Source organism: Pseudomonas entomophila L48 (genome assembly GCF_000026105.1).
Lineage (GTDB): Bacteria > Pseudomonadota > Gammaproteobacteria > Pseudomonadales > Pseudomonadaceae > Aquipseudomonas > Aquipseudomonas entomophila.
In genome coordinates this window covers 89,713-115,000 of the sequence record NC_008027.1, presented here as the reverse complement: position 1 = coordinate 115,000, position 25,288 = coordinate 89,713, and the positions used below count along the sequence as shown (strand labels likewise).

23 protein-coding genes are annotated in these 25,288 nt (G+C 64.3%); 19 read left to right on the top strand and 4 right to left on the bottom strand.

Annotated features, from left to right (window positions below):
• Positions 1–346: 346 nt before the first annotated feature.
• Both PSEEN_RS00550 and PSEEN_RS00545 read right to left on the bottom strand, forming a co-directional pair.
• The gene (locus tag PSEEN_RS00550; RefSeq protein ID WP_011531568.1) at positions 347–1,567 is read right to left on the bottom strand and encodes a CaiB/BaiF CoA transferase family protein; all 1,221 of its coding nucleotides are present in this window, start codon (positions 1,565–1,567) and stop codon (positions 347–349) included.
• A gap of 15 nt (positions 1,568–1,582) precedes the next feature.
• Complete coding sequence (locus PSEEN_RS00545) at positions 1,583–2,764, bottom strand: acyl-CoA dehydrogenase (RefSeq protein ID WP_011531567.1); 1,182 nt, start codon at positions 2,762–2,764, stop codon at positions 1,583–1,585.
• Between the two features lie 166 nt (positions 2,765–2,930).
• On the opposite strand from PSEEN_RS00545, the gene PSEEN_RS00540 reads away from it, so the two are divergent.
• The 10 genes from PSEEN_RS00540 (at position 2,931) to PSEEN_RS00495 (ending at position 12,859) form a co-directional block, all read left to right on the top strand.
• Positions 2,931–3,830, top strand: a complete 900-nt coding sequence (locus PSEEN_RS00540; RefSeq protein WP_011531566.1) for a LysR family transcriptional regulator — start codon at positions 2,931–2,933, stop codon at positions 3,828–3,830.
• Between the two features lie 440 nt (positions 3,831–4,270).
• Positions 4,271–5,392: a Re/Si-specific NAD(P)(+) transhydrogenase subunit alpha gene (locus tag PSEEN_RS00535; RefSeq protein WP_011531565.1), complete on the top strand. Its 1,122-nt coding sequence runs from the start codon at positions 4,271–4,273 to the stop codon at positions 5,390–5,392.
• 11 nt (positions 5,393–5,403) lie between these two features.
• Entirely contained in the window at positions 5,404–5,718 is a 315-nt protein-coding gene (locus PSEEN_RS00530; RefSeq protein ID WP_008097413.1) for an NAD(P) transhydrogenase subunit alpha part 2, read from the top strand.
• Positions 5,719–5,720: 2 nt separating this feature from the next.
• Positions 5,721–7,157, top strand: a complete 1,437-nt coding sequence (locus PSEEN_RS00525) for an NAD(P)(+) transhydrogenase (Re/Si-specific) subunit beta (RefSeq protein WP_011531563.1) — start codon at positions 5,721–5,723, stop codon at positions 7,155–7,157.
• A 186-nt stretch (positions 7,158–7,343) separates the two neighbouring features.
• Positions 7,344–8,837 (top strand): acetyl-CoA hydrolase/transferase family protein, encoded by a 1,494-nt coding sequence (locus PSEEN_RS00520; RefSeq protein WP_011531562.1) that lies wholly within the window; start codon positions 7,344–7,346, stop codon positions 8,835–8,837.
• A 501-nt stretch (positions 8,838–9,338) separates the two neighbouring features.
• On the top strand, positions 9,339–9,551 hold the full coding sequence (locus tag PSEEN_RS00515) for a DUF1127 domain-containing protein (protein ID WP_011531561.1): 213 nt from the start codon (positions 9,339–9,341) through the stop codon (positions 9,549–9,551).
• Between the two features lie 297 nt (positions 9,552–9,848).
• Positions 9,849–10,166 carry a DUF2388 domain-containing protein gene (locus PSEEN_RS00510; RefSeq protein ID WP_011531560.1) on the top strand — a complete coding sequence of 106 codons (318 nt, stop codon included), beginning with the start codon at positions 9,849–9,851 and terminating at the stop codon, positions 10,164–10,166.
• A gap of 90 nt (positions 10,167–10,256) precedes the next feature.
• Positions 10,257–10,550, top strand: coding sequence for a DUF2388 domain-containing protein (locus PSEEN_RS00505; protein WP_011531559.1), 294 nt, complete (start codon positions 10,257–10,259; stop codon positions 10,548–10,550).
• A 33-nt stretch (positions 10,551–10,583) separates the two neighbouring features.
• Positions 10,584–10,904, top strand: coding sequence for a DUF2388 domain-containing protein (locus tag PSEEN_RS00500; protein WP_011531558.1), 321 nt, complete (start codon positions 10,584–10,586; stop codon positions 10,902–10,904).
• Positions 10,901–12,859 (top strand): DUF7844 domain-containing protein, encoded by a 1,959-nt coding sequence (locus PSEEN_RS00495; protein ID WP_011531557.1) that lies wholly within the window; start codon positions 10,901–10,903, stop codon positions 12,857–12,859. The genes PSEEN_RS00500 and PSEEN_RS00495 overlap by 4 nt, the downstream gene beginning before the upstream one ends.
• A gap of 132 nt (positions 12,860–12,991) precedes the next feature.
• On the opposite strand, the gene PSEEN_RS00490 is transcribed toward PSEEN_RS00495, so the two are convergent.
• Complete coding sequence (locus PSEEN_RS00490) at positions 12,992–13,393, bottom strand: GFA family protein (RefSeq protein ID WP_011531556.1); 402 nt, start codon at positions 13,391–13,393, stop codon at positions 12,992–12,994.
• A gap of 268 nt (positions 13,394–13,661) precedes the next feature.
• Between PSEEN_RS00490 and PSEEN_RS00485 the strand changes: the two genes are divergently transcribed.
• From PSEEN_RS00485 to PSEEN_RS00445, 9 genes are all read left to right on the top strand, one after another.
• Positions 13,662–14,969 (top strand): CitMHS family transporter, encoded by a 1,308-nt coding sequence (locus PSEEN_RS00485; RefSeq protein ID WP_011531555.1) that lies wholly within the window; start codon positions 13,662–13,664, stop codon positions 14,967–14,969.
• A 72-nt stretch (positions 14,970–15,041) separates the two neighbouring features.
• Complete coding sequence (locus tag PSEEN_RS00480) at positions 15,042–15,812, top strand: TerC family protein (protein WP_011531554.1); 771 nt, start codon at positions 15,042–15,044, stop codon at positions 15,810–15,812.
• A 286-nt stretch (positions 15,813–16,098) separates the two neighbouring features.
• Positions 16,099–17,757, top strand: a complete 1,659-nt coding sequence (locus tag PSEEN_RS00475) for a Na/Pi cotransporter family protein (RefSeq protein WP_011531553.1) — start codon at positions 16,099–16,101, stop codon at positions 17,755–17,757.
• A gap of 31 nt (positions 17,758–17,788) precedes the next feature.
• On the top strand, positions 17,789–19,192 hold the full coding sequence (locus PSEEN_RS00470) for a M16 family metallopeptidase (protein WP_011531552.1): 1,404 nt from the start codon (positions 17,789–17,791) through the stop codon (positions 19,190–19,192).
• 135 nt (positions 19,193–19,327) lie between these two features.
• On the top strand, positions 19,328–20,350 hold the full coding sequence (locus PSEEN_RS00465; RefSeq protein WP_011531551.1) for a DUF5924 family protein: 1,023 nt from the start codon (positions 19,328–19,330) through the stop codon (positions 20,348–20,350).
• Positions 20,351–20,447: 97 nt separating this feature from the next.
• The gene (locus PSEEN_RS00460; RefSeq protein WP_044487551.1) at positions 20,448–21,581 is read left to right on the top strand and encodes an ABC transporter permease; all 1,134 of its coding nucleotides are present in this window, start codon (positions 20,448–20,450) and stop codon (positions 21,579–21,581) included.
• Positions 21,578–22,369 carry an ABC transporter ATP-binding protein gene (locus tag PSEEN_RS00455; protein ID WP_011531549.1) on the top strand — a complete coding sequence of 264 codons (792 nt, stop codon included), beginning with the start codon at positions 21,578–21,580 and terminating at the stop codon, positions 22,367–22,369. Before PSEEN_RS00460 ends, PSEEN_RS00455 begins: the two co-directional genes overlap by 4 nt.
• Positions 22,370–22,372: 3 nt before the next feature.
• Positions 22,373–23,311, top strand: a complete 939-nt coding sequence (locus PSEEN_RS00450) for an MlaD family protein (RefSeq protein WP_011531548.1) — start codon at positions 22,373–22,375, stop codon at positions 23,309–23,311.
• On the top strand, positions 23,308–23,922 hold the full coding sequence (locus tag PSEEN_RS00445) for an ABC-type transport auxiliary lipoprotein family protein (protein WP_011531547.1): 615 nt from the start codon (positions 23,308–23,310) through the stop codon (positions 23,920–23,922). The genes PSEEN_RS00450 and PSEEN_RS00445 overlap by 4 nt, the downstream gene beginning before the upstream one ends.
• Here PSEEN_RS00445 and PSEEN_RS00440 read toward each other — a convergent pair.
• The gene (locus PSEEN_RS00440; RefSeq protein WP_011531546.1) at positions 23,904–25,133 is read right to left on the bottom strand and encodes a nucleoside recognition domain-containing protein; all 1,230 of its coding nucleotides are present in this window, start codon (positions 25,131–25,133) and stop codon (positions 23,904–23,906) included. The two genes, PSEEN_RS00445 and PSEEN_RS00440, sit on opposite strands and share 19 nt — an antisense overlap.
• Between the last annotated feature and the right edge of the window lie 155 nt (positions 25,134–25,288).

Here is a 25,288-nt window from a genome sequence, read left to right as displayed (position 1 = left end):
AAAAGACCGCAGCACGACCACAGGCGTGCGCTCAGCACCTGCGGCGCCCTTGGGATCGAGCGCCGCGGCGCGACGCATCGCGGATGAATCCGCTCCTACAAGGGTCCGCTCGGTACGACACGGTATGGCGGCGGGCGCCAAGGCGGGCAACCATGGCCTCGCAGGTGCGGCACGTTGCAATAGATGTAGGAGCGGATTCATCCGCGATGCGCCGCGCGGGCGGCGCTCGATCTTGTAGGCGCCGGAGAAACCAAGGCCGGTACCTCTCAAAAGCCAACACTATCTATATAGAAACCCCAAAAGCAGAGCGGGGAGGCCTGTCGGCCTCCCCGCTCTCTATATAGCTTCACAGCACCCCAGCAGCCCGTAACCGCTCGACAGCCCCTGCATCCAAGCCCAACACATCCGCCAGCACCACCTCGGTATGCTCGCCCAACAACGGCGGCGCCTGCCGATACTCCACTGGCGTCTGCGACAACCTGATCGGGCTGGCCACCTGCGGCACACTGCCCGCCAACGGATGATCCATCTTCACCGCCAACCCGCGCGCAAGCACCTGCGGGTCCTGGAACATCCGCGCCAGGTCGTTGATCGGCCCACAAGGCACGCCCGCCTTCTCCAACTCATCGATCCACTGCGCCGTGGTCTTGAACACCGTGGCTTGACGAATCAATGGAATCAGCTCGGCCCGATTGGCAACACGCTGCTTGTTGGTGGCAAACCGTGGATCATCCGCCCACTGCGGCTGTCCCGCCACCTCGGCGAACTTGCGGAACTGCCCATCGTTCCCCACGGTAAGAATGAAATCACCATCCGCCGTCGGGAAGTCCTGGTAAGGCACGATGTTGGGATGCGCATTACCCAACCGACGCGGAGCGGTACCCGTGGTGAGGTAGTTCATCGCCTGGTTGGCCAGGCAGGCCACTTGCACATCCAATAGCGCCATGTCGATGTGCTGGCCAACACCGGTCTGATCACGGTGGGCGAGGGCAGCCAGGATCGCCACGGTGGAATACAGCCCGGTGAGAATGTCGGTCAGGGCAACCCCTACCTTCATCGGGCCGGCACCTTCTTCTCCCTCCGGACGCCCGGTCAGGCTCATCAGCCCACCCAGCCCCTGAATCATGAAGTCATAGCCCGCACGCTTGGCATACGGCCCCGTCTGACCAAAGCCTGTGATCGAGCAATAGATGAGCTGCGGATTGACCGCCTTCAGGCTCTGATAATCCAACCCATAGCCAGCCAACCCGCCGACCTTGAAGTTCTCGATGACGATATCCGACTTCGCCGCCAGCTCCCGCACCAGGCGCTGACCTTCCGGCTGGGTAAAGTCGATGGTCACCGAGCGCTTGTTGCGGTTGGCCGACAGGTAATAGGCCGCCTCACTGGTGTTCTCGCCTTGGGCGTCACGCAGGAAGGGCGGCCCCCAGGAGCGGGTGTCATCACCCGAGCCCGGACGCTCGACCTTGATCACATCAGCCCCAAGGTCGGCCAGGATCTGACCAGACCATGGGCCGGCCAGTACCCGCGAAAGATCCAGCACCCGCAGATGGGAAAGCGCACCCATGGCCTGGCTCCTCTATCAATAGAACGCCTGGATGCCGGTCTGCGCACGCCCCAGGATCAGCGCATGCACGTCATGGGTGCCTTCATAGGTGTTGACCACCTCGAGGTTGACCAGGTGGCGGGCCACGCCGAACTCGTCGGAGATGCCATTGCCGCCAAGCATGTCACGGGCCATCCGGGCGATATCCAGCGCCTTGCCGCAGGAGTTGCGCTTCATGATCGAGGTAATTTCCACCGCCGCGGTGCCTTCATCCTTCATCCGCCCTAGGCGCAGGCAGCCTTGCAGGGCGAGGGTGATCTCGGTCTGCATGTCGGCCAGTTTCTTCTGGATCAGCTGGTTGGCGGCCAATGGGCGACCGAACTGCTGGCGGTCGAGGGTGTACTGGCGCGCGGTGTGCCAGCAAGCCTCGGCGGCGCCCAGCGCACCCCAGGAGATGCCATAGCGGGCCGAGTTCAGGCAGGTGAACGGCCCCTTCAGGCCGCGAACATCAGGGAAGATGTTCTCTTCCGGCACGAACACGTTGTCCATGACAATTTCGCCGGTGATCGAAGCGCGCAGGCCGACCTTGCCGTGAATCGCCGGAGCGCTGAGGCCCGCCCAGCCTTTCTCCAGGACGAAGCCGCGAATGTCACCGGCATCATCCTTGGCCCACACCACGAACACATCGGCAATCGGGCTGTTGGTAATCCACATCTTCGAGCCGGTCAGGCGATAGCCACCATCGACCTTGCGCGCACGGGTAATCATCGAGCCTGGGTCGGAACCATGGTTGGGCTCGGTCAGGCCGAAGCAACCGATCCACTCGCCGCTGGCCAGCTTGGGCAGGTACTTCTGCTTCTGGGCCTCGGTGCCGAACTCGTTGATCGGCACCATCACCAGTGACGACTGCACGCTCATCATTGAGCGGTAACCGGAGTCGATGCGCTCCACTTCACGGGCGATCAGGCCATAGCACACATAGTTGAGGCCGCTGCCACCGTACTGCTCGGGGATGGTCGCGCCCAGCAGGCCGACTTCGCCCATCTCGCGAAAGATCGCAGGATCGGTCTGCTCATGGCGGAAAGCTTCGAGCACACGTGGCGCCAACTTGTCCTGGGCGAACTGATAAGCGCTGTCGCGGACCATGCGCTCTTCTTCAGTGAGCTGCTGGTCCAGCAGCAGCGGGTCGATCCAGTTGAAGCTTGCTTTACCGGCCATGTGTGGATTCCTCGAAAGAAGGTGGGGACGGATATTTTTGTTGCATTGATCCTAGGCCTGTTCGGCCGTCGGGACAAACGAGGATTGCGCACGCTTTAGTGATATTTTCTCACTCCGTGATCAGTCAAAAGCCGTATTACACGACGAATAAGTGAGGTTGACGTACATGCGCCGCAAGATCCCCAGCACCACGGCCCTGGTCTGCTTCGAAGCGGCCGCCCGGCACGAGAGTTTCACCAAGGCCGCCCAGGAGCTGGCCCTGACCCAGGGCGCCGTCTGTCGGCAGATCGGTGGGCTGGAAGCCTTCCTCAATGTGGAACTGTTCCGTCGCTCGCGGCGGGGCGTGAAGTTGACTGAGGCCGGGTTGTCCTACAGTCGCCAGGTGGCCTCGCAGCTGGACGCGGTGGAGCGCGACACGCTGTCGGTGATGCGCCAGCAAGGCGCTAACGTGATCGAGCTGGCGGTCGTGCCGACGTTCGGCACCCAGTGGCTGCTGCCTCGCCTCAAGGACTTCCAGCAACGCCACCCGGAAGTCACGGTCAACCTTACCAACCGCACCCGCCCGTTCCTGTTCGCCGACACGCCCTTTGACGCCGCCATCTACTTCGGTGACGCCGACTGGTCGGGTACCCAGGCGCACCGGCTGATGGGCGAGAACCCGATGCCCGTGTGCAGCCCGGCATTGCTGGGCGGGCAGGGCAGCCTCGACGCGGGGCGGATCGCCGAACTGCCCCTGCTGCAGCAGACCACACGGCCCTACGCCTGGCGGCAGTGGTTCGACGGTCTCGGCATGAGCGTGGAGCGCGACATGACCGGCCCGCGCTATGAACTATTCTCCATGCTGGCCCAGGCGGCGATGCACGAGATGGGGATCGCGCTGATCCCGCCGTTCCTGATCCAGCGCGAGTTGGAGGAGGGCAGGCTGGTGGTCGCTAACAGGCATGCCCTGGCCAGCGACAAGGCCTACCATCTGATGATCCCCGAGCGAAAGGTCGAATCTGCGTCATTGCGGGCCTTCCGCGACTGGCTGGTGGCCCAGGCCCAGCAATATACGGCGAAGAACTAGCGGGAAACATGGAAGCTGACCCCGTAGTCAATTATTTTAAACACCTACAGATATATGGATTTGTCGCAAATCCGTAATCTGTTCCACTGTGCGGAAAAACACGCATCAACGCTAGTAACCACGCGGCTTTGCGGCTTATTTTGCGACATTCACCAAGCCGTTGACGAAAACAGCGGAAAAAATTTCAAGATTTCTCCTAAGCTCCGGATAGCGCGAGTTTGACGGCTTCTTACCGATACGTTGCGACATAGGGTCACAGGGTGACTTGTAGTTTTAACTTCGTTTCGCTTCAGAACCGGTTGAAGGCCTTCGGGTTCGTCTGCAAAATGCCTCCCCCGCCCCGAATCAGGCGGAGTCGTGCTCTACGGCCGCCCAGCCGCACCACCCGAAGTGCGCTGGTTTCCATAAAGACAATAAAGGTCACCGCAGGAGACATAGTCGTGCACATTGGTGTTCCTCTCGAGACGCAGACGGGTGAGACAAGGGTCGCCGCGACCCCGGAAACCATCAAGAAACTGGTAGGCCAGGGCCATCAGGTCACCGTGCAACGGGGGGCAGGGCTCAACGCCAGCATTCCGGACAGTGCCTATGAGGCCGTGGGCGCCAAGCTAGGCGAAGCCACCGACGCATTCGGCGCGCAGCTGGTGCTCAAGGTGGTCGCGCCCAACGACCAGGAACTGGCGCTGATCAACAGCGGCAGCCTGCTGGTGGGCATGCTCAACCCCTTCAACAGCGAACTGATCGGCAAGATGGCCGAACGCGGCGTCACCGCCTTCGCCCTGGAAGCCGCGCCACGCACTTCACGGGCCCAGAGCCTTGACGTGCTGTCGTCCCAGGCCAACATCGCCGGCTACAAGGCCGTGCTGCTGGCCGCCCATCACTACCCGCGCTTCATGCCCATGCTGATGACTGCCGCTGGCACCGTGAAGGCCGCCCGCGTGCTGATCCTCGGCGCCGGCGTCGCCGGCCTGCAGGCCATCGCCACGGCCAAGCGCCTGGGTGCGGTGATCGAAGCGTCGGATGTGCGCCCGGCGGTGAAGGAGCAGATCGAATCGCTGGGGGCCAAGTTCATCGACGTGCCCTACGAGACCGATGAAGAGCGCGAATGCGCCGAAGGTGTCGGCGGTTATGCCCGACCCATGCCCGCCAGCTGGATGCAACGCCAGGCCCAGGCCGTGCACGAGCGCGCCAAGCAGGCCGATATCGTCATCACCACCGCGCTGATTCCCGGGCGCAAGGCGCCGACCCTGCTCAGCGCAGAGACCGTGGCGCAAATGAAACCCGGCTCGGTGGTCATCGACCTCGCGGCGGCCCAGGGCGGCAACTGCCCGCTGACCGTCGCTGACCAGGTGGTGCAAGCGAACGGCGTGATCATCGTCGGCCCGACCAACCTGCCGGCCCAGGTCGGCGCCGACGCTTCGGCGCTGTATGCCCGCAACCTGCTGGACTTCATGAAGCTGCTGTTCGATAAGGACGGCAACCTGGTCATCAACCTCGAAGACGACATCGTCGCCGCGTGCCTGATGTGCCGCGACGGCCAGGTCGTGCGCAAGAACGGCTGAGGAGCACGACAATGGAAGACATGCTGATTTCCCACGGCATCTACAACCTGATCATCTTCGTGCTGGCCATCTACGTGGGCTACCACGTGGTGTGGAACGTCACCCCGGCCCTGCACACGCCGTTGATGGCGGTCACCAACGCCATTTCCGCGATCGTCATCGTCGGCGCCATGCTGGCCGCCGCGCTGACCGTCACCCCGGCCGGCAAGGTGATGGGCACCCTGGCCGTGGCGCTGGCCGCGGTCAACGTGTTCGGTGGCTTCCTGGTCACCCGCCGCATGCTGGAAATGTTCAAGAAGAAAACCAAGAACGAGGCGCAGAAGTAAGCATGAGCATGAATCTGGTAACGCTTCTGTACCTGGTCGCCTCGATCTGCTTCATCCAGGCGCTCAAGGGCCTCTCGCACCCGACCACCTCACGCCGCGGCAACCTGTTCGGCATGATCGGCATGGGGATCGCGATCCTCACCACGGTCGGGCTCATCTACAAGCTGGGCGCCGAACTGGCTACCGCCGGCATCGGCTATGTGATCGTCGGCCTGCTGATCGGCGGCACCGCCGGCTCGATCATGGCCAAGCGCGTCGAGATGACCAAGATGCCCGAGCTGGTCGCCTTCATGCACAGCATGATCGGCCTGGCCGCGGTGTTCATCGCCATCGCCGCCGTGCTCGAACCGCAATCGCTGGGCATCGTCGCCAGCATCAGCGACCCGATCCCCACCGGCAACCGCCTGGAACTGTTCCTGGGCGCGGCCATCGGTGCTATCACCTTCTCGGGTTCTGTGATCGCCTTCGGCAAGCTGTCGGGCAAGTACAAGTTCCGCCTGTTCCAAGGCGCACCGGTACAGTTCGCCGGCCAGCACAAGCTGAACCTGATCCTGGGCCTGGCGACCATCGCCCTTGGGCTGCTGTTCACCTTCACCGGCCACTACAGCGCCTTCACCCTGATGCTGGCCCTGGCCTTCGTCATGGGCGTGCTGATCATCATCCCGATCGGCGGCGCCGACATGCCGGTGGTGGTGTCGATGCTCAACAGCTATTCGGGCTGGGCGGCGGCCGGGATCGGCTTCTCGCTGAACAACTCGATGCTGATCATCGCAGGTTCCCTGGTGGGCTCCAGCGGTGCGATCCTCTCGTACATCATGTGCAAGGCGATGAACCGCTCGTTCTTCAACGTCATCCTCGGTGGCTTCGGCGGCGATACCGATACCGGCGCGACGCAGGGCTCGAAGGAGCAGCGCCCGGTGAAGTCCGGCTCGGCCGACGACGCCACCTTCCTGCTGAGCAACGCCGACAGCGTGATCATTGTCCCCGGCTATGGCCTGGCGGTGGCCCGCGCCCAGCACGCGCTCAAGGAACTGACCGAGAAGCTGACCCACAACGGTGTGACCGTGAAGTACGCGATCCACCCGGTGGCAGGGCGCATGCCCGGGCACATGAACGTGCTGCTGGCCGAGGCCGAGGTGCCGTACGACCAGGTGTTCGAGATGGAAGACATCAACGCCGAGTTCGGCCAGGCCGACGTGGTACTGGTGCTGGGCGCCAACGACGTGGTCAACCCGGCGGCGAAGAACGATCCGAAGTCGCCGATCGCCGGCATGCCGATCCTCGAAGCCTTCAAGGCCAAGACCATCATCGTCAACAAGCGCTCCATGGCCAGCGGCTACGCCGGCCTGGACAACGAACTGTTCTACCTGGACAAGACCATGATGGTGTTCGGTGACGCGAAGAAGGTCATCGAGGACATGGTCAAGGCAGTGGACTGACCAAGCCTTCTATATATAGAAGCGCATAAGGCCCCCGGGCGATATTCCCGGGGGCCTTTTCGTTTGCTTGATCCAGATCAACGGCTCTATTTCCGGCCTTCGCCTACGACCATGGTCGCGGGACGGCACCAGGCGAAATCTCTAGACTGCGCTTCCAGTAGCCTCAGTAGCCCGAGATAACAATCCATGTACCGTGATCGTATCCGCTTGTCCTCCCTGCACAGCAAGGTAATGAGTGCGGCTGATGCCGCTGGCCTGATCCAGGACGGCATGACCGTCGGCATGAGCGGTTTCACCCGCGCCGGCGAAGCCAAGGCCGTGCCCCACGCACTGGCCGAGCGCGCGAAACAGTCGCCGCTGAAGATCAGCCTGATGACCGGCGCCAGCCTGGGCAATGACCTGGACAAGCAACTGACCGAAGCCGGCGTGCTGGCGCGGCGCATGCCGTTCCAGGTCGACAGCACCCTGCGCAAGGCCATTAATGACGGCAAGGTGATGTTCATTGACCAGCACCTGTCGGAAACCGTCGAGCAGCTGCGCAACAAACAGCTCACCCTGCCGGATATCGCGGTCATCGAAGCGGTGGCGATCACCGAACAGGGCCACATCGTGCCGACCACTTCCGTCGGCAACTCGGCCAGCTTCGCGATCTTCGCCAAGCAAGTCATCGTCGAGATCAACCTGTCGCACAATGCCAACCTCGAAGGCCTGCACGACATCTATATCCCGACCTACCGCCCGACCCGCACCCCGATCCCGCTGGTGAAAGTCGACGACCGCATCGGCAGCACCGCCATCCCGATCGACCCGGCCAAGATCGTCGGTATCGTCATCAGCGACCAGCCGGACTCGCCGTCCACCGTGCTGCCGCCTGACCACGAGACCCAGGGCATCGCCGACCACCTGATCGCCTTCCTCAAAGGCGAAGTGGACGCCGGCCGCATGAGCAACAACCTCGGCCCGCTGCAGGCCGGCATCGGCAGCATCGCCAACGCGGTGATGTGCGGCCTGATCGAGTCGCCGTTCGAAAACCTGACCATGTACTCCGAAGTGCTGCAGGACTCGACCTTCGACTTGATCGACGCTGGCAAGCTGAGCTTCGCCTCGGGCAGCTCGATCACCCTGTCGAGCCGCCGCAACGCCGATGTGTTCGGCAACCTGGAGCGCTACAAGGACAAGCTGGTGCTGCGCCCGCAGGAGATCTCCAACCACCCTGAAGTGGTGCGTCGCCTGGGGATCATCGGCATCAACACGGCGCTGGAGTTCGACATCTACGGCAACGTCAACTCCACCCACGTCTGTGGCACCAAGATGATGAACGGCATCGGTGGCTCGGGTGACTTCGCCCGCAACGCCCACCTGGCGATCTTCGTCACCAAGTCGATCGCCAAGGGCGGCGCGATTTCCAGCGTGGTGCCGATGGTCAGCCACGTCGACCACACCGAGCATGACGTGGACATCCTGGTGACCGAGGTGGGCCTGGCCGACCTGCGTGGCCTGGCGCCCCGCGAGCGCGCCCGGGTGATCATCGACAACTGCGTGCACCCGGACTACCGCGCCGCGCTGAACGACTACTTCGAGCGCGCCTGCCAGCGCGGTGGCCATACGCCGCACATCCTGCGCGAGGCCTTGAGCTGGCACGAGAATCTGGAAGAGACCGGGCGCATGCTCGTCGGCTGATGCCCCAACTGTACCGATCGCGGAGCAAGCCGCCTTGCCCCGCGATCCCAGCCCCTCGCCACGCTCCCCGTAGGCGCCAGCCTTGCTGGCGATGCCCGGCATAGCCGGGCCGGCTCTCATCTATTTACCGACATGGCACTGCTTCTGTAGGAGCGGCTTCAGCCGCGATCACCCGCGAAACGGGTGCCAGGCACCGCGTTGCCTGAATTGCGGCTGAAGCCGCTCCTACAGGCCGCCGCCAACAACAGCTAAAACTGTTCTACTGTACCGGTAAAAGTCACACTTCTCGCCGCGCAATTTCCTCGCCTCACCAAAAAACGCACCATTATCGTGCAGACCAGTACAGTTCAGTCACTTTCGAGTGCAACAGTAGGGTTACACAGTTAACTGAGCCATCGTATTACAGCAGAACTGTATCTACTGTTATGGACAACAGAAGAGGAAGATGGGCACCAGTTAAATCACTCCCTAATGCCGCCACAAGCGGAAGGATGACACATCATGGAACGTACCCTCAGTTCCGACCTGGTTTTCGAAAACGCCCAAGCTTCCAACGCCGCCCTGCCGCTGCGCGTCCTGTCCACCCTGGTACTGTGGCAGCGCCGCATGGCCAGCCGCCGCCAACTGGCGCGCCTGGACTCCCGCCTGCTGGCCGACGCCGGTATTAGCGAGTCGCAGCGCTACGAAGAGCTGAGCAAGCCGTTCTGGCGCTAAGCTTCGGTCGCCGACCCGCGTCGGTACCGCGAATTCAGAAGAACCCGTCGCAGGTGACTGCGGCGGGTTTTCTGTTTGTATGGCCCGAATTAGACGGTTCAACACAAAACCATAACAGTTTTGTATTATCTAATATCGATAGGTACAGTTACGAATTGTGATGTTTCTCCGCCCCAGGCGGACGAACCGCGGCGTGTTACGCTTGTCCTACACGCCGGGTAGAAAACGTACCGTGACGAACCCAGCGAGCGTCCGATAAACAGATTCACCCAGCCCCTGTGCAGGAGTCCCTCGACCATGTCCCGTAATCATCTGTTTGGCGCCGCCCTGTTGCTGGTCTTCACCGGCGCAGCCAATGCCACCAGCTTCGTCGTCACCACCGATGCCGTGGTGGGCGCCGTCGCCGCCACCACCGATGCCACCTCCGACATTTCCTCGTCGTTCCGTGACGACAAGATCGTCCAGGCCGCCCGCGACGATGCCGCCAGCTTCGTTGGCAGCGAAGGCGCGATTCGCGGCGCCAAGCTGGAAAGCGCATTTGTGCACATCCGCCAGCAACTGCCTGAGCTGCAAGCCAGCGACGCCCAACTGGCACGCGCCATCCTCGCGCTCTGAAAACCCGGCTGCAAAAACCGGATTCACTGGCCCTGCCCAGGGAATCCGGAGTAGCCTTCGCCGCCTGAGATCATCGCCCCCAGAAAGCCCATGCGTTATCTGTTGCCATTGCTGTTCGCCCTCGCCGGCGTGGGAAGCGCCCATGCCATGGACGCCACCACCCAGGCACCCTTCCTGACCGGCTTCGTTACCAGCCAGGTGACCAGCGCACCGTTCGACCGCAAGTTGATCCTGGGTGCCCGGGATGATGCGGCCGCCTTTGTTGCCAGTGATGGCCTGATTCGTGGCGCGCGCCTGCAGGCAGCGCTCAACACACTGCGCCAGGGCTGCGCCCGGCACTCCGTCGGCGACCTTGAACTGGCCGAAGCGATTCTCGTCCAATAACCACACCACTCCTCGTATTCCCGGAGATGCTCCATGCGTAAACCGCTGATCGCCGCCACCCTCGGCATGCTGCTACTGGCCGACCTTGCCCAGGCCCACACCCTGGTGGCCACCAGCAATATCATCGTCCGTGCCTTCGGCCGTTCGATCGACTTCACCTCTGATACCACTACCTCGATCCGCGATTCGAAGGTCGTGCGCGAAGCCCATGACGACGCCGCCAGCTTCGTCGCCAGCAACGGCGACATCCGCGGCGCCCAGCTCGAAGCGGCGTTCGACACCCTGCGTGCCCGCGTGCCTGAAGCGCGCGATGCCAGCGACCAGGTCCTGGCCGAAGCCATCCTCGCCCTGTGAAGCGCGCGCGTGCCTGGCTGCTCGGCTGCGTCCTGACGCTGCTCGGCACGCCCGCCCTGGCTGACCTGCAGCTCGTGCTGCAGGCTGAAGGCCTAGATCCGCAACAACATCAAGCCAGCCAGGCCCTGCTCGACGAAGCCATGGCCAAGCTGCCACCGCGCTTCAAGCAACAGTTGGACCGGCGCATCCTGGTCAGCTGGAGCGAGCGCATGCCCGAGGACGCCTATGGCCAGGCGTCGCCAGTCGCCACGCTGGACCTCAACCGGCGCCTGCTGCCCAGCCTCGCCGATGGCAGCGCTGCCCGCGAGAAGACCAACCGCCCCCATGGCACGGTCCGCGAAGAACTGTTGGCCACGGTCCTGCATGAGCTGACCCACATCTACGACCGCGCCCGCCTGTGGCCGGCCGCCGAGCGCCAGGTGATCTCGCGCTGCAAGCGCCAGCAGGGCACGCTCGGCAAGGTCGGACTGCCGGAAGACTGCCGAGGCCAGGCCGAACGACGTTTCACCTTGAGTGACGACCCACGCCTGCTCGACCTGGCCGGCTGGCCGCAATACGTCGGCCGCCGTGGCGAGCGCGAGCAGCACAACGGTCAACTCGTGCGCAGCCCGGACAGCTACGAGCTGAGCAGCCCGAAAGAGTTCATCGCGGTCAACATGGAGTACTTCCTCCTCGACCCCAGCTATGGCTGCCGCCGCCCGGCACTGAACCAGTACCTGCGCGACCACTTCGGTTGGGCGCCGCAACAGGACGCCTGCGCCAAGGGGCTGCCGTTCCTCAACGCCGGCAACGACTTCGCCCGTCAGCCACTCGGCGAGATCGATCCCGAACGGGTCTATGAGGTCGACTACCTGCTGGCCGAAGCCAACCAGAACTGGGTCAGCCGCTGGGGCCACAGCATGTTGCGCCTGGTAATCTGCGCCCCTGGCCGGCCACGTGGGCCGGCATGCCGGCTCGACCTCGACCAGCACCTGGTGCTGTCGTACCGTGCCTTCGTCAACGATGTGCAGCTGTCCAGCTGGGACGGCCTGGTCGGCGCCTACCCCTCGCGCCTGTTCGTGCTGCCACTGGGGCAGGTGATCGACGAGTACACCAAGACCGAACTGCGCAGCCTGGCCTCGGTACCGATCAAGCTCAGCCGCGCTGAAATCGAGAACCTGGTGCGCCAGGCCGCTGAAATGCACTGGAGCTATGACGGCAACTACTACTTCCTGTCCAACAACTGCGCGGTGGAGTCGCTTAAGCTGCTACGCAGCGGCACCGGTAATCCTGGTTTCAACGACCTGGACAGCATCATGCCCAATGGCCTGCTCGAGGTCATGAAGGGCAGGGGGCTGGCCGATACCCGCGTGCTGGACGACCCAAGGGAAGCATTGCGCCTGGGTTATCGCTTCGACTCCTACCGCGACCGCTACCAGGCCATGTTCGACGTGCTGCGCAAGCATCTGCCGATCAAGCAGACCGCCGTGGAGGACTGGCTGGCCCTGGACGCCGAACAGCGCCGCCAGTGGTTCGACCGCGCCGACCTGCGCACCAGCGCCGCCTTGCTGCTGCTCGAGCAGGCCAGCCTGCGGCGCCAGCTGTTGCTGGCCCAGGACGAGGTCAAGCAACGCTACCTGAATGGCCGCGCGCTCAAGGACGGCAGCTTCGACAAGGCCAATGAGACCCTGCAGGCGATGCTGGCCAACAGTGGCTTCCTCAGCCGCCCGGCTGAGTTGCTGGGGGCCGGTGGCTATGGTTTGCCACAACCTGAAGAGCGCAAGCAGCTGGAGCAGGTGAGCAGCGAACGCCAGGCACAGCTGCTGCGCCTGAGCACCGACCTGGACCAGCAGGTGAGGGCGCTGCTGGGGCCGGAGCGGGGCCGGGCGATCAAGGCGGTGGAAGCCAATATCAAGCAAGTGGGTGAGCACCTGCGGGCCTTGCACAAGGCCGCCGGGGGCCTGCAACTGCCGTGATGTCGAATCGCACCGGGCCCCTGTAGGAGCGGCTTCAGCCGCGAATTGGACACCGCAGTACCAGCACCAGCTTCGCTGGTGATCGCGGCTGAAGCCGCTCCAACAGGGAAATGCGTGACACAGATAGCAACATCACAGGTGCTCTTCGTCTTCCGAAGGCAACCCGTCATCCACCTTCAACCACGGCAATCGGCTCCCCACCCAGATATGCCGGTTCGGCCGCACCCGCTGCGGATGATCCAGCGTCGCCACCGTCACATCGATGGTCTGCGGGCTGAGCGTGGTCACCAATGCCACATGCGCGCCACAAAGCCCACAGAAATACCGGCTGCAACTGGCGGGCGCCACGTAGCGCTGCGGCGACCCCGACAACCACTGGAAACCCGCAAGGGGCACGCTGACCCAGGTCACCAGGGTGCCGCCACTGACCCGCCGGCAAATCGAACAATGGCAATGGGCGACATCGCCCAGCTCACCCTCCAAACGGTACCGCAGCGCGCCGCAATGGCAGCCGCCTTCCTCGACATTCGACATCGAATCGACCTCCCGTCGCCTCGTACCGGGCGAAAGCTGGCTGAAAGCTTGCCCACATAGGATAGCGCCACCACCGGCAGCAGACCGGTCAGCCAGGGCACCCGGAAACTTCCGCGCCCGGCCCAATCAACAACAACAATGGTGATTCTGATGTTTTCCTGTGCCCGCCTTTTCGCCGTACCCCTCCGCCTGCTCCCCGCGCAGCGCCTGACGCGCTGATCCGCCCGAATCGTCCTTCCTTTCGCCGCGCCACGCCTGGAGTACCGCCATGCTGACCTTCCTCGGCTTCGCCATGGTCATCACCTTCATGTACCTGATCATGACCAAGCGCCTGTCGGCCTTGATCGCGCTGATCCTGGTACCGATCCTGTTCGCCCTGTTCGGTGGTTTTTCCGCCAAGATCGGCCCGATGATGCTCGAAGGCATCAGCAAGCTCGCGCCCACCGGCGTGATGCTGATGTTCGCCATTCTCTATTTCGCCCTCATGATCGATTCCGGCCTGTTCGACCCGGCCGTGCGCAAGATCCTCAAGCTGGTCAAGGGCGACCCGCTGAAAGTCTCGGTCGGCACCGCCGTGCTGGCCTTGGTGGTGTCCCTCGACGGTGACGGCGCCACCACCTACATGATCTGCTGCGCCGCCATGCTGCCGCTGTACAGCCGCCTGGGGATGAGCCCGCGGATCATGGCCGGCCTGATCATCCTCGCCGGCGGGGTGATGAACATGACCCCATGGGGTGGCCCCACCGCCCGCGCCGCCAGCGCCCTGCACGTGGACCCGTCGGACATCTTCGTGCCGATGATCCCGGCCATGGCCTTTGGCGTGGCGGCGATCCTGGCCATCGCCTACTGGTACGGCAAGCGCGAGCGTGCCCGCCTGGGCGAACTGCACCTGCCGACCGACGACATCGACCATAGCGAGATCAGCGTGTCGCAGTTCCCGGAGGCCCGCCGGCCGAAACTTATCTGGTTCAACGGCGCCCTGACCGCCGCGCTGATGGTCGCGCTGATCGCCAGCCTGTTGCCGCTACCGGTGCTGTTCATGATCGCCTTCAGTATCGCCATGATCGTCAACTACCCGTGCCTGCAACAGCAGAAGGACCGAATCGCCGCCCACGCCTCCAGCGTGCTGGCCGTCAGCGGGCTGATCTTCGCCGCTGGCATCTTCACCGGAATCCTGTCGGGCACCGGCATGGTCGACGCCATGTCCAAGAGCCTGCTGGCGGTGATTCCGGAAGCGTTCGGCCCTTACATGGCGGTGATCACCGCCATCGTCAGCATGCCGTTCACCTTCTTCATGTCCAACGACGCCTTCTACTACGGCGTGCTGCCGGTGCTGTCGGAGTTCGCCAGCCACTATGGCGTCACCCCGGTGGAAATGGCCCGTGCGTCGATCGTCGGGCAGCCGGTACACCTGCTCAGCCCGCTGGTACCCTCCACCTACCTGCTGGTGGCCCTGGCTGGCATCGAGTTCGGCGATCACCAGCGCTTCACCCTCAAGTGGGCAGTGCTGGTGTGCCTGTGCATAATGTTCGGCGCGCTGGCCCTGGGGACTTTCCCGCTGTTCAGCAGTCTGTAATACAAGCGCATCATCCAACCGCAAAGCGCCCGCCATCAGGGCGCTTTGCCTTTACTGTTCGAAGGAATACACATGGAATGGCTGACCAGCCCGGAAATCTGGGTTGCCTTTTTCACCCTCACGGCCCTTGAGATCGTGCTCGGGATCGACAACATCATCATGATCTCGATCCTGGTCAGCCGCATGCCCAAGCACATGCAACCGCGCACGCGGATCTTCGGCCTGGCCCTGGCCATGGTCACGCGGATCATGCTGCTGCTGTCGATCACCTGGGTCATGCGCCTGACCGACGACCTGTTCCACGTGCTGGGCCAGGGCATCTCCGGGCGCGACCTGATCCTGTTCTTCGGTGGCCTGTTCCTGCTGTGGAAGAGCTCCCAGGAGATCTACCACGGCCTGGAAGGCGAGGACGAGAGCCCGGACGAGCCGAAAGGCGCGGGCGGCAAGTTCTTCTACACCATCATCCAGATCGCCATCATCGACATCGTGTTCTCCCTGGACTCGGTGATCACCGCCGTGGGCATGGTCTCCCACGTACCGGTGATGATCGCCGCGATCATCGTCGCGGTGCTGGTGATGATGCTCTGCGCCGGCACCATCAGCGACTTCATCGACAAGCACCCTTCGCTGAAGATGCTTGCGCTTTCGTTCCTGATCGTCGTCGGTACCGTGCTGATCGCCGAATCGTTCGATGTGCATGTACCAAAAGGCTATGTGTACTTCGCCATGGCCTTCTCGCTGGCGGTGGAGGCCATCAACATCCGTATGCGCACGGCGATGGCGCGTAAAAAGGGCAAGGAGCATGAGCCGGTGAAACTGCGCAAGGATATTCCCGGGCAGTAAGACCAGGTAGCGCTGCACGACAGAGGGCCCTTCGGGGCCCTCTGTCATTCGCGCCGCCATCTGTAGGAGCCAGCCTTGCTGGCGAACGGCCCCTCCCAAGATCGTTCGCCAGCAAGGCTGGCTCCTACAGGTTTCAAATATGTTTCACCCATGCCAAGCTGGCGCCAACCAGGCAAAACAACTAAAGCTTCAGTGAGCACTGATAAAACCGCCCACCCCCGGGCCAGGCTCGCCGCTTCACCCATTGGCCCCGCGCTGGGGCACAAGACAGAAGGGGGCCCCGAACATGCTGACCCTGCTCAACCTGCTTTCCGCCGTCGCCCTGCTGGTCTGGGGCACGCACATCGTGCGTACCGGCATCCTGCGGGTATTCGGCGCGAACCTGCGCCGGGTGCTGAGCCAGAACATGAACAAGCGCCCGCTGGCCTTCATCGCCGGCATTCTCGTGACCGCCATGGTGCAGAGCAGCAACGCTACCGCCATGCTGGTCACCTCGTTCGTCGGCCAGGGGCTGATGGCCATGACCCCGGCCCTGGCGATCATGCTTGGGGCCGACGTCGGTACCGCGCTGATGGCACGGGTGCTGACCTTCGACCTGTCCTGGCTGTCACCGCTGCTGATCTTCCTCGGGGTCATCTTCTTTCTTTCGCGCAAGCAGACCCGTGCCGGCCAGCTGGGTCGGGTAGGCATCGGCCTGGGCCTGATCATCCTGGCGCTGCAGCTGATCGTGCATGCTGCGGCCCCCATCACCCACGCCCAAGGGGTGAAGGTGCTGTTCGCCTCGCTGACCGGCGATATTCTCCTCGACGCCCTGGTCGGCGCACTGTTCGCGATGATCTCCTACTCAAGCCTGGCCGCCGTGCTGCTCACCGCCACCCTGGCCGGCGCCGAGGTGATCAGCCTGCCGGTGGCCATCGGCCTGGTGATCGGCGCCAACATCGGCAGCGGCCTGCTCGCCTTCCTCACCACCAGCCTGCAGAACAGCGCCGGTCGGCGGGTGGCGCTGGGCAGCCTGCTGTACAAGATGATCGGCCTGGTGCTGATCATCCCGGTACTGCACCCGCTGGTGGAGTGGATGGACAGCCTGAGCTTCAGCCCGCAGGAGCTGGTGATCGGCTTCCACCTGCTCTACAACACCCTGCGCTGCCTGCTCATGCTGCCCACGACCAAGCTCATGGGCCGTGTGTGCGACAGCCTGCTGCCTGAACGGGAGAGCGGCAACGGCCACTACCAACCTCGTCATCTCGACCCGACCGCCCTGACCACCCCAACGCTGGCCCTGGCCAACGCCGTACGCGAAACCCTGCGCCTGGGCGATATCGTCGACAACCTGCTGAGCGCCATGCTCGGCGCCCTGCGTGGCACCCAAGCCGCCATGCCCCAGCAAGTGCGGGCCATGAGTGAGGACGCCGAGGCCCTGTACAACGCCATCAAGCTGTACTTGGCGCAGATGCCGCGCGAAGACCTTGGTGAACAGGACAACCGGCGTTGGGCCGAGATCATCGAGCTGGCGATCAACCTCAAGCTGGCCAGCGACCTGATCGAGCGCATGCTGCGCAAGGTGCAGCAACAGAAGACCTCGCAGCGCCGCGAGTTCTCGCAAGTCGGTCTGGAAGAGTTGACCGGCCTGCAGGAGCAACTGCTGGCCAACCTGCGCCTGGGCCTGTCGGTGTTTCTCACGGCCGACCCGCAAAGCGCGCACCAGCTGCTGCGGGAAAAACGCCGCTTCCGCGCCCAGGAGCGGCGCCTGGCCCACGCCCATGTCAGCCGCCTGCAACGTAAAGTGGTGCAGAGTATCGAGACCAGTTCGCTACACTTGGAGCTCATCGCCGACATGAAACGGTTGAACTCTTTGTTCTGCAGCAGTGCCTATGTGGTACTGGGCGGCACCGATACCGGCGGGCTGATGCTCGACAGCGTGCCGGACGAAGCCCGCCAACCCTGAATTCACGCACCCCGGAGACCGAAGCTCGCCCATGCGTTGCCTGATGTTCGTTTGCCTGCTGATCTGCAGCCTGCCCAGCCTTGCCCTCGATCGCTCGCGGGTCGAAGGCTACCTGTTGCCCAACGGCCTGCAGGTGATCCTCAAGTCCGGCTACGAGCGCGACCATGTCTCGATCCGCCTGGTGGTGGGCGTCGGCCTTGACGATTTCGAGTGCGACCAGCGGGAGCTGCCGCACTTGCTCGAACACTTGCTGTTCAGCGGCATCGACGAGACCGGGGAGGGCGGCCTGGAAGAGCGCATCCAGGAACTGGGCGGGGAGTGGAACGCCTTCACCAGCAGCGCCGACACCACGTTCGTCATCGAAGCCCCCGCACGCAACCAACGCAAGGTGCTCGACCTGTTGCTCTCATTGCTGCGTGACACGCGCATCGACGCCAAGGCCCTGGCCACGGCGAAGAAGATCATCGAACGCGAGGACGGTGGCCACTATGGCCACCTGCAACGCTGGCTGGATCGCCAGGAGGTTGGCCACCCGGCCAGCGAACAGCTGGCGACGGAGCTGGGCCTCAAGTGCAAGGAGCGCTCCGATGTCGACGACATGACCCTCGAACAGGTCCAGCACCTGCGCGAACACTGGTACGTCGCCAACAACATGACCCTGATCGTCGTCGGCGGCCTCGACCGCCTGCTGCCGGCCTACCTGGAGCGAACCTTCGGCGAGCTGCCGGCTACCGAACCAGAAGAACGTCGCACGCTCGAGAGCATCAGCCAGCAGGCCGAACAGCGCCGCGACCTGACCCGCGGCTGGCTGGGCGACAGCGTCAAACTGCACTGGCTGTTCATCGAGCCCACCTTGGACAACGGCCACGACCAGACGCTGGAGCTGCTTTCGCGCTACCTGGACTGGGCCCTGTACGACCAGCTGCGCCTGCGCCACGGGCTGTCCTACGGCCCATCGGCGCAACGCGAGAGCTTCGGTGACAGCGGCATGCTCAGCCTCAATGCCGACCTCGAGCGCCAGGACATCGACGCCGCGGTGAAGGTGCTCACGCAGTTGTTCGACCACCTGCGCAAGCATGGCCTGGACCCGGACACCTTCGCCCGGATCAAGGAGGCGGCGATCGCCCGTGAAAGCTGGAGCACCCAGGGCAACACGGCGCTGGCCGATTATTACTGGGGGGCGCTCAACGATTACGAGAACGGACGCTTCAGCGACCCGATGCGCAAGCTGCGCCAGGTCACCCTGAAAGAGGCCGATGCAGCGTTGCGCGAGCTGTTGAAGGAGCCGGGGTACCTGCGGATCGAGAAACCACTGCTGGGGTATGACGAGCTGTATGGGCTGGTGGCATTGATACTGGGGCTGGTACTCGCCATCGGGTTGATCCGCCGGCGCCGCGTAATGGCGAATCGCCCCAGCGGTGCTACTCGGAAGTAGTGATTCGGCGGTATCCTGTGTCGACCTCTTCGCGGATAAATCCGCTCCTACAGGGTCCTTCACCACGAATCCTGTAGGAGCGGATTTATCCGCGAAGAGGCCGGCGCTGTTACCCATTCATCCTGTTGTAGACCCATGCCTCCACTACCCAACTTCGTCCTGCGCGTGATCGAACTGCTCAAGCGCTACCCCGGTGTCATCGCGCTCTACGGTTTCATCTCCGGTATCTGCAGCTTCATCCTGGTCGACCGCCAGGCCGGCCTGGCCAGCTGGATCGCCATCGTGATGCTGGTCAGCTGGGTCTGGCTGATGCTGGAGAACACCCTCACCGAGCTGTTCGCCCGCACCTTCAAGCGCGAGATCCCGCAGCCGCTGCTGCGCTTCGCGACGCAGATGATCCACCAGGAAAGCCTGTTCTTCGTCCTGCCGTTCTTCTTCATCACCACCACCTGGAACAGCGGCCAGCTGGTGTTCACCGGCCTGCTCGGCGCCGCCGGGCTGATCTCGATCATCGACCCGCTGTACCACAAGTGGCTGGCGCCACGGCGCTGGCTGTTCCTGGCGTTGCACACGCTGACGCTGTTCGCCGCGATGCTCACGGCGTTGCCGATCATCCTCAACCTGACCACCGCGCAGAGCTTCAAGCTGGCACTGGTCGCGGCCATGGTGCTGTCGTTCCCGAGCCTGGCCAGCAGCTTCCCGATCAACAACTGGCGCCGTGGCGTGGGACTGGTGCTGGTCACCCTGGCAGTGGGAGGCGGTGGCTGGCTGCTGCGCTCCTGGGTACCGCCGGCCACCCTGTGGATGACCGACGTGGCGATCAGCACCGAGGTGCTCAACCGCCAACCAGGCGCGTCGCTGGACGAAGTCGCCGCCAGCCGCATTCGCAGCGGCGGGCTGTACGCCTATACCGCGATCAATGCGCCGCGCGGGCTTAATGAACGCATCTACCATGTGTGGCAGCTCAACGGTAAAGAGGTCGACCGCATCGCCCTGGATATCCATGGCGGGCGCAAGGAGGGCTACCGCGCCTGGACCCACAAGCAGAACTTCCCGCCCAACCCGGTGGGCAAGTGGCAGGTGAGGGTGCTGACCGAGGATGGGCAGGTGATCGGGGTGTTGCGGTTCAAGGTGGTCGACGACACAGCACCCAAATAGGGCCCTGTTCGCCGGCAAGCCGGCGAACCGATCACATATTCAACAGCCCGCCCACCCTGCTGCGCTATGATCAGCCTCTATGCCCCCAGTCAGATGCATGGAGCCTATGACCGCCCCGAGCGCAATCCTGGACACCCAGCAGCAGCCCACCCGCCTGCACATTGCCGGCGACTGGACCCTGGCCCACTACGCCAGCCTCAAGCGCGAATGCGAGCGCCTGGGCAGCCAGTACGGCGATGACACCCAGGTCGACCTCAGCCAGCTGGGCCGACTCGACACCGCAGGCGCCTCGCTGCTAGCTGAATTGCTGGGCTCCGAACGCCTGTCACACTGCACTGACGACCTCCCCGACGCCAGCCGCGCCTTGCTCAAGAATGTCTACTGCTCGGTGCAGGACTACTGCATCCCGGTCAAACAGCCCGAGCAGCCGGTGCTGCTCTTGCTGCTGGCACGCATCGGCCGGGCGGTCGACCAACTGTGGCAGGACACCCGGCAGGTGCTGGGCTTCATCGGCCTGATCCTCGAAACCTTGCTGCTGCGCTTGTTCCAGCCCCACCGCTGGCGGGTCACGCCGGTGGTGGCGCATCTTGAGCAGACCGGCCTGGACGCCGCGCCAATCGTGGCCCTGCTGACCTTCCTGGTCGGCGCCGTGGTGGCCTTCCTCGGCGCCACCGTGCTGGCCGCGTTCGGCGCGACGATCTTCACCGTCGACCTGGTGGCGTTCTCCTTCCTGCGCGAATTCGCCGTGCTGCTGACCGCCATCCTCATGGCCGGGCGCACTGCCAGCGCCTTCACCGCGCAGATCGGCTCGATGAAGGCCAACGAAGAGATCGACGCCATCCGCACCCTGGGCCTGAACCCCATCGAACTGCTGGTGGTGCCACGGGTGCTGGCACTGCTGATCGCGCTGCCGCTGCTGACCTTCCTTGCCATGCTCTGTGGCCTGGTCGGCGGCGCGGTGGTCTGCGCCCTGACCCTGGATATCTCGCCAGCCATGTTCCTCTCGCTGCTGCAGAGCGACATCGGCGTGCAGCACTTCCTGGTGGGCCTGGCCAAGGCGCCGTTCTTCGCCTTCCTGATCGCCGCCATCGGCTGCCTTGAGGGCTTCAAGGTCAGCGGCAGCGCCGAGTCGGTGGGGGCCCACACCACTTCCGCCGTGGTGCAGTCGATCTTCGTGGTCATCGTGCTCGACGCAGTAGCCGCGCTGTTCTTCATGGAGATGGGCTGGTGACGGGCCGGGAAGCGGTGATCGAGGCGCGGGGCATCTGCAACCGCTTCGGTAGCCAGAGCGTGCACGAAAACCTCGACCTGGACCTGTACCGCGGCGAAATTCTTGCCGTGGTCGGCGGTTCGGGCAGCGGCAAGTCGGTGCTGCTGCGCAGCATCATCGGCTTGCGGCGGCCCAATGACGGCCAGGTCAAGGTGTTCGGCCAGGACCTGGCCACACTGGATGAAACCCAGCGTTCCCTGGTGGAGCGGCGCTTTGGCGTGCTGTTCCAGAAGGGCGCGCTGTTCTCTTCGCTGACCGTCACCGAGAACGTCGCCCTGCCGTTGATCGAGCACGCCGGGCTGTCGCGCGCCGACGCCGAGCACCTGGCCGGGGTGAAACTGGCCCTGGCCGGCCTGCCGATCAGCGCCGCCGACAAATACCCCGCGTCGCTGTCCGGCGGCATGATCAAGCGCGCCGCCCTGGCCCGCGCCCTGGCCCTGGACCCGGACATCCTGTTCCTCGACGAGCCCACCGCCGGCCTCGACCCGATCGGCGCCGCCGCCTTCGACCAACTGATCCTCACCCTGCGCGATGCCCTGGGCCTGTCGGTGTTCCTGATCACCCACGACCTGGACACCCTTTACACCATCACCGACCGGGTGGCGGTGCTGGCGCAGAAGAAGGTGCTGGTGGCCGGGCCACTCAGCGAAGTCGAGCAGACCGACGACCCGTGGATTCACGAATACTTTCACGGCCCGCGTGGCCGGGCGGCCGAAGACGCCGCCCTGCGCGCCCGCCAGGAGCGCTGAACAATGGAAACCCGAGCTCATCATGTCCTGATCGGCCTGGTCACCGTGCTGGTGGTGGCCGGCGCCATGCTGTTCGGCCTGTGGCTGACCAAGTCCAGCGTTGACACAGCGTTCAAGGACTACGAAGTGGTGTTCAACGAGGCAGTGTCGGGCCTGTCCCGTGGCAGCCCGGTGCAGTACAACGGCATCAAGGTCGGCGATGTCAGCAGCCTGCGCCTGGACCCGAAGGACCCGCGCCGGGTCCTGGCCCGCGTGCGCCTGAGCGGTGATACGCCGGTCAAGGAAGACACCCAGGCCAAGCTCACGCTGGCCGGGGTCACCGGCAACGCGTTCATCCAGCTCAGCGGCGGCACCCCGCACAGCCCCGAGCTCAAGGGCAAGGACGGCAAGCTGCCGGTGATCGTCGCTTCGCCCTCGCCAATTTCGCGCCTGCTCAACGACAGCAGCGACCTGGTGACCAACATCAACCTGCTGCTGCACAACGCCAACCAGATGTTCTCCGAGGGCAACATCGAGCGGCTGAGCAACACCCTGGCGAACCTGGAACAGACCACCGGCGCCTTCGCCAACCAGAAGGGCGGAATTTCCGCGGCCATCGAACAGCTGGCCCAGGTCGGCAAGCAGGCCAACGCCACGCTCGCCGAAACCCAGGCATTGATGCGCAACGCCAACGGCCTGCTGGGCAACCAGGGCAAGCAGGCGATCGGCAGCGCCGAGCAGGCCATGCAGGCGCTGGCCGAAAGCGCCGCCACCCTCAACAGCCTGCTCCAGGACAACCGTCAGTCCATCGACGACGGCGCCCAGGGCCTGAACCAGTTGTCCCCGGCGATCCGCGAACTGCGTGAAACCCTCAACGCGCTCAAGGGTATCTCCCGGCGCCTGGAGGCCGACCCCAGCGGCTACCTGCTGGGGCGCGACAACAACAAGGAGTTCCAGCCATGAACCCGTCCCTGCGCCTGGCCGCGCTGGCCGCCACCCTGAGCCTGGCGTCAGCCTGCTCGATCCTGCCTCAGGGCGAGCCTGTGGATATCTATCGCCTGCCGGTCGGGCAGACGGCCCGCGGCGCCTCGCCGCTGGACTGGTCGCTGCGCCTGAACAAGCCCCTGGCCAGCGAAGCCCTGGCCGGGCCGCGCATCGCGGTGATCCCCCAGGGTGACGTGATCAGCAGCTACAAGGGTGCGCGCTGGAGCGACCCGGTGCCCATGCTGGTACGCAACCGCCTGCTCGATGGCTTCCAGCGCGATGGCCGGGTACAACGCCTGAGCGCCGACGACAGCAACCTGCAGGCCGACTATGAGCTGGGGGGCGAATTGCAGGCCTTCCAGGCCGAATACCGGCCTGGAGGAAGCGTGGAAGTGGTGATCCGCTATGACGCGCGGCTGGTGCAGGGGCGCAGCCAGCGCATCCTCGCCAGCAAGCGCTTCGAGGTGCGCCAGCCGCTAGGCCAGTTGCAAGTGCCAGCAGTGGTCGCCGGCTTCGGCACGGCCAGCGACCAGCTGGCGCGCCAGGTGATCGACTGGACCGTCAGCCAGGTTCAGCCGAAGAACCAATAGCAGACGAAGATCGCCGCGATCACCCCGGACAGTTCGGCCAACAGGGCGCAGCCCACCGCGTGGCGTACTCGCTGGATGCCCACCGCGCCGAAATACACCGCCAGCACGTAGAAGGTGGTCTCGGTACTGCCCTGGATAGTCGCCGCCACCAGTGCCGGGAAGCTGTCCACGCCCTGGGTCTGCATGGTCTCGATCAGCATGGCCCGCGCCGCGCTGCCGGAGAACGGCTTGACCAGCGCGGTGGGCAGGCCCTCGACGAAGCGGGTGTCCAGGCCCATCCAGTTCACCGCATGGCGGATACCGTCCAGGGCCAGTTCGAGGGCACCCGAGGCGCGCAGTACACCGACCGCCACCAGCATCGCCACCAGGTATGGCAGCAGGCTCTTGGCCACGTCGAAGCCTTCCTTGGCACCCTCGACGAACGCCTCGTACACCTGCACCCGGCGCAACGCGCCGATCACCAGGAACAGGATGATCACGCCGAACAGCGTCAGGTTGCCGAGGATCGACGACAGGCTGGCCAGCGCGGCCGCCGACAGGGTGCCGAGGAAGGCCATGAATCCGCCCAGCAGCAGAGCGCCGGGGATCAGGTAGGCGAGCACCACCGGGTCCCACAAGCGCAAGCGCTGCATCACCGCCACCGACAGCAGCCCGACCAGCGTCGAGCAGCTGGTGGCCAGCAGGATCGGCAGGAACACCATGGTCGGGTCGGCCGCGCCTTGCTGGGCGCGGTACATGAAGATGGTCACCGGCAGCAGGGTCAGCGACGAGGCGTTGAGCACCAGGAACAGGATCTGCGCGTTGCTCGCCGTGGTGCTGCTGGGGTTGAGCTCCTGCAGCGAACGCATGGCCTTCAGCCCGATGGGGGTGGCGGCGTTGTCCAGGCCCAGGCCGTTGGCGGCGAAGTTCATGGTGATCAGGCCCAGGGCAGGGTGGCCGGGCGGGACTTCCGGCATCAACCGGGCGAACAGCGGGCCAAGCACCTTGGCCAGCCATTCGACGATGCCGGCCTTCTCGGCGATCTTGAGGAAGCCCAGCCACAGGGTCAGGGTGCCGAACAGCAAGACCATGACCTCCACCGACAGCTTGGCCATGGCGAAAATGCTCTCGACCATGGCGGCGAAAATGCCGGCGTTGCCACCCACCAGCCACTGGGCCAGGGCGGAGATGGCCGCCACCAGGAAAAAGCCGAGCCACAGGCCGTTGAGCATCCGTGTGTTCCCCCGTGAAAAATGCCCGAATGATAGCGCAAACGCTCACCCCCCTGTAGGAGCCGGCTTGCCGGCGAAAGGGCCGACACGGTGCCTGGCACCGGCTATGCTGGTGTTCGCCGGCAAGCCGGCTCCTACGGGGCAGCGGAATGCAA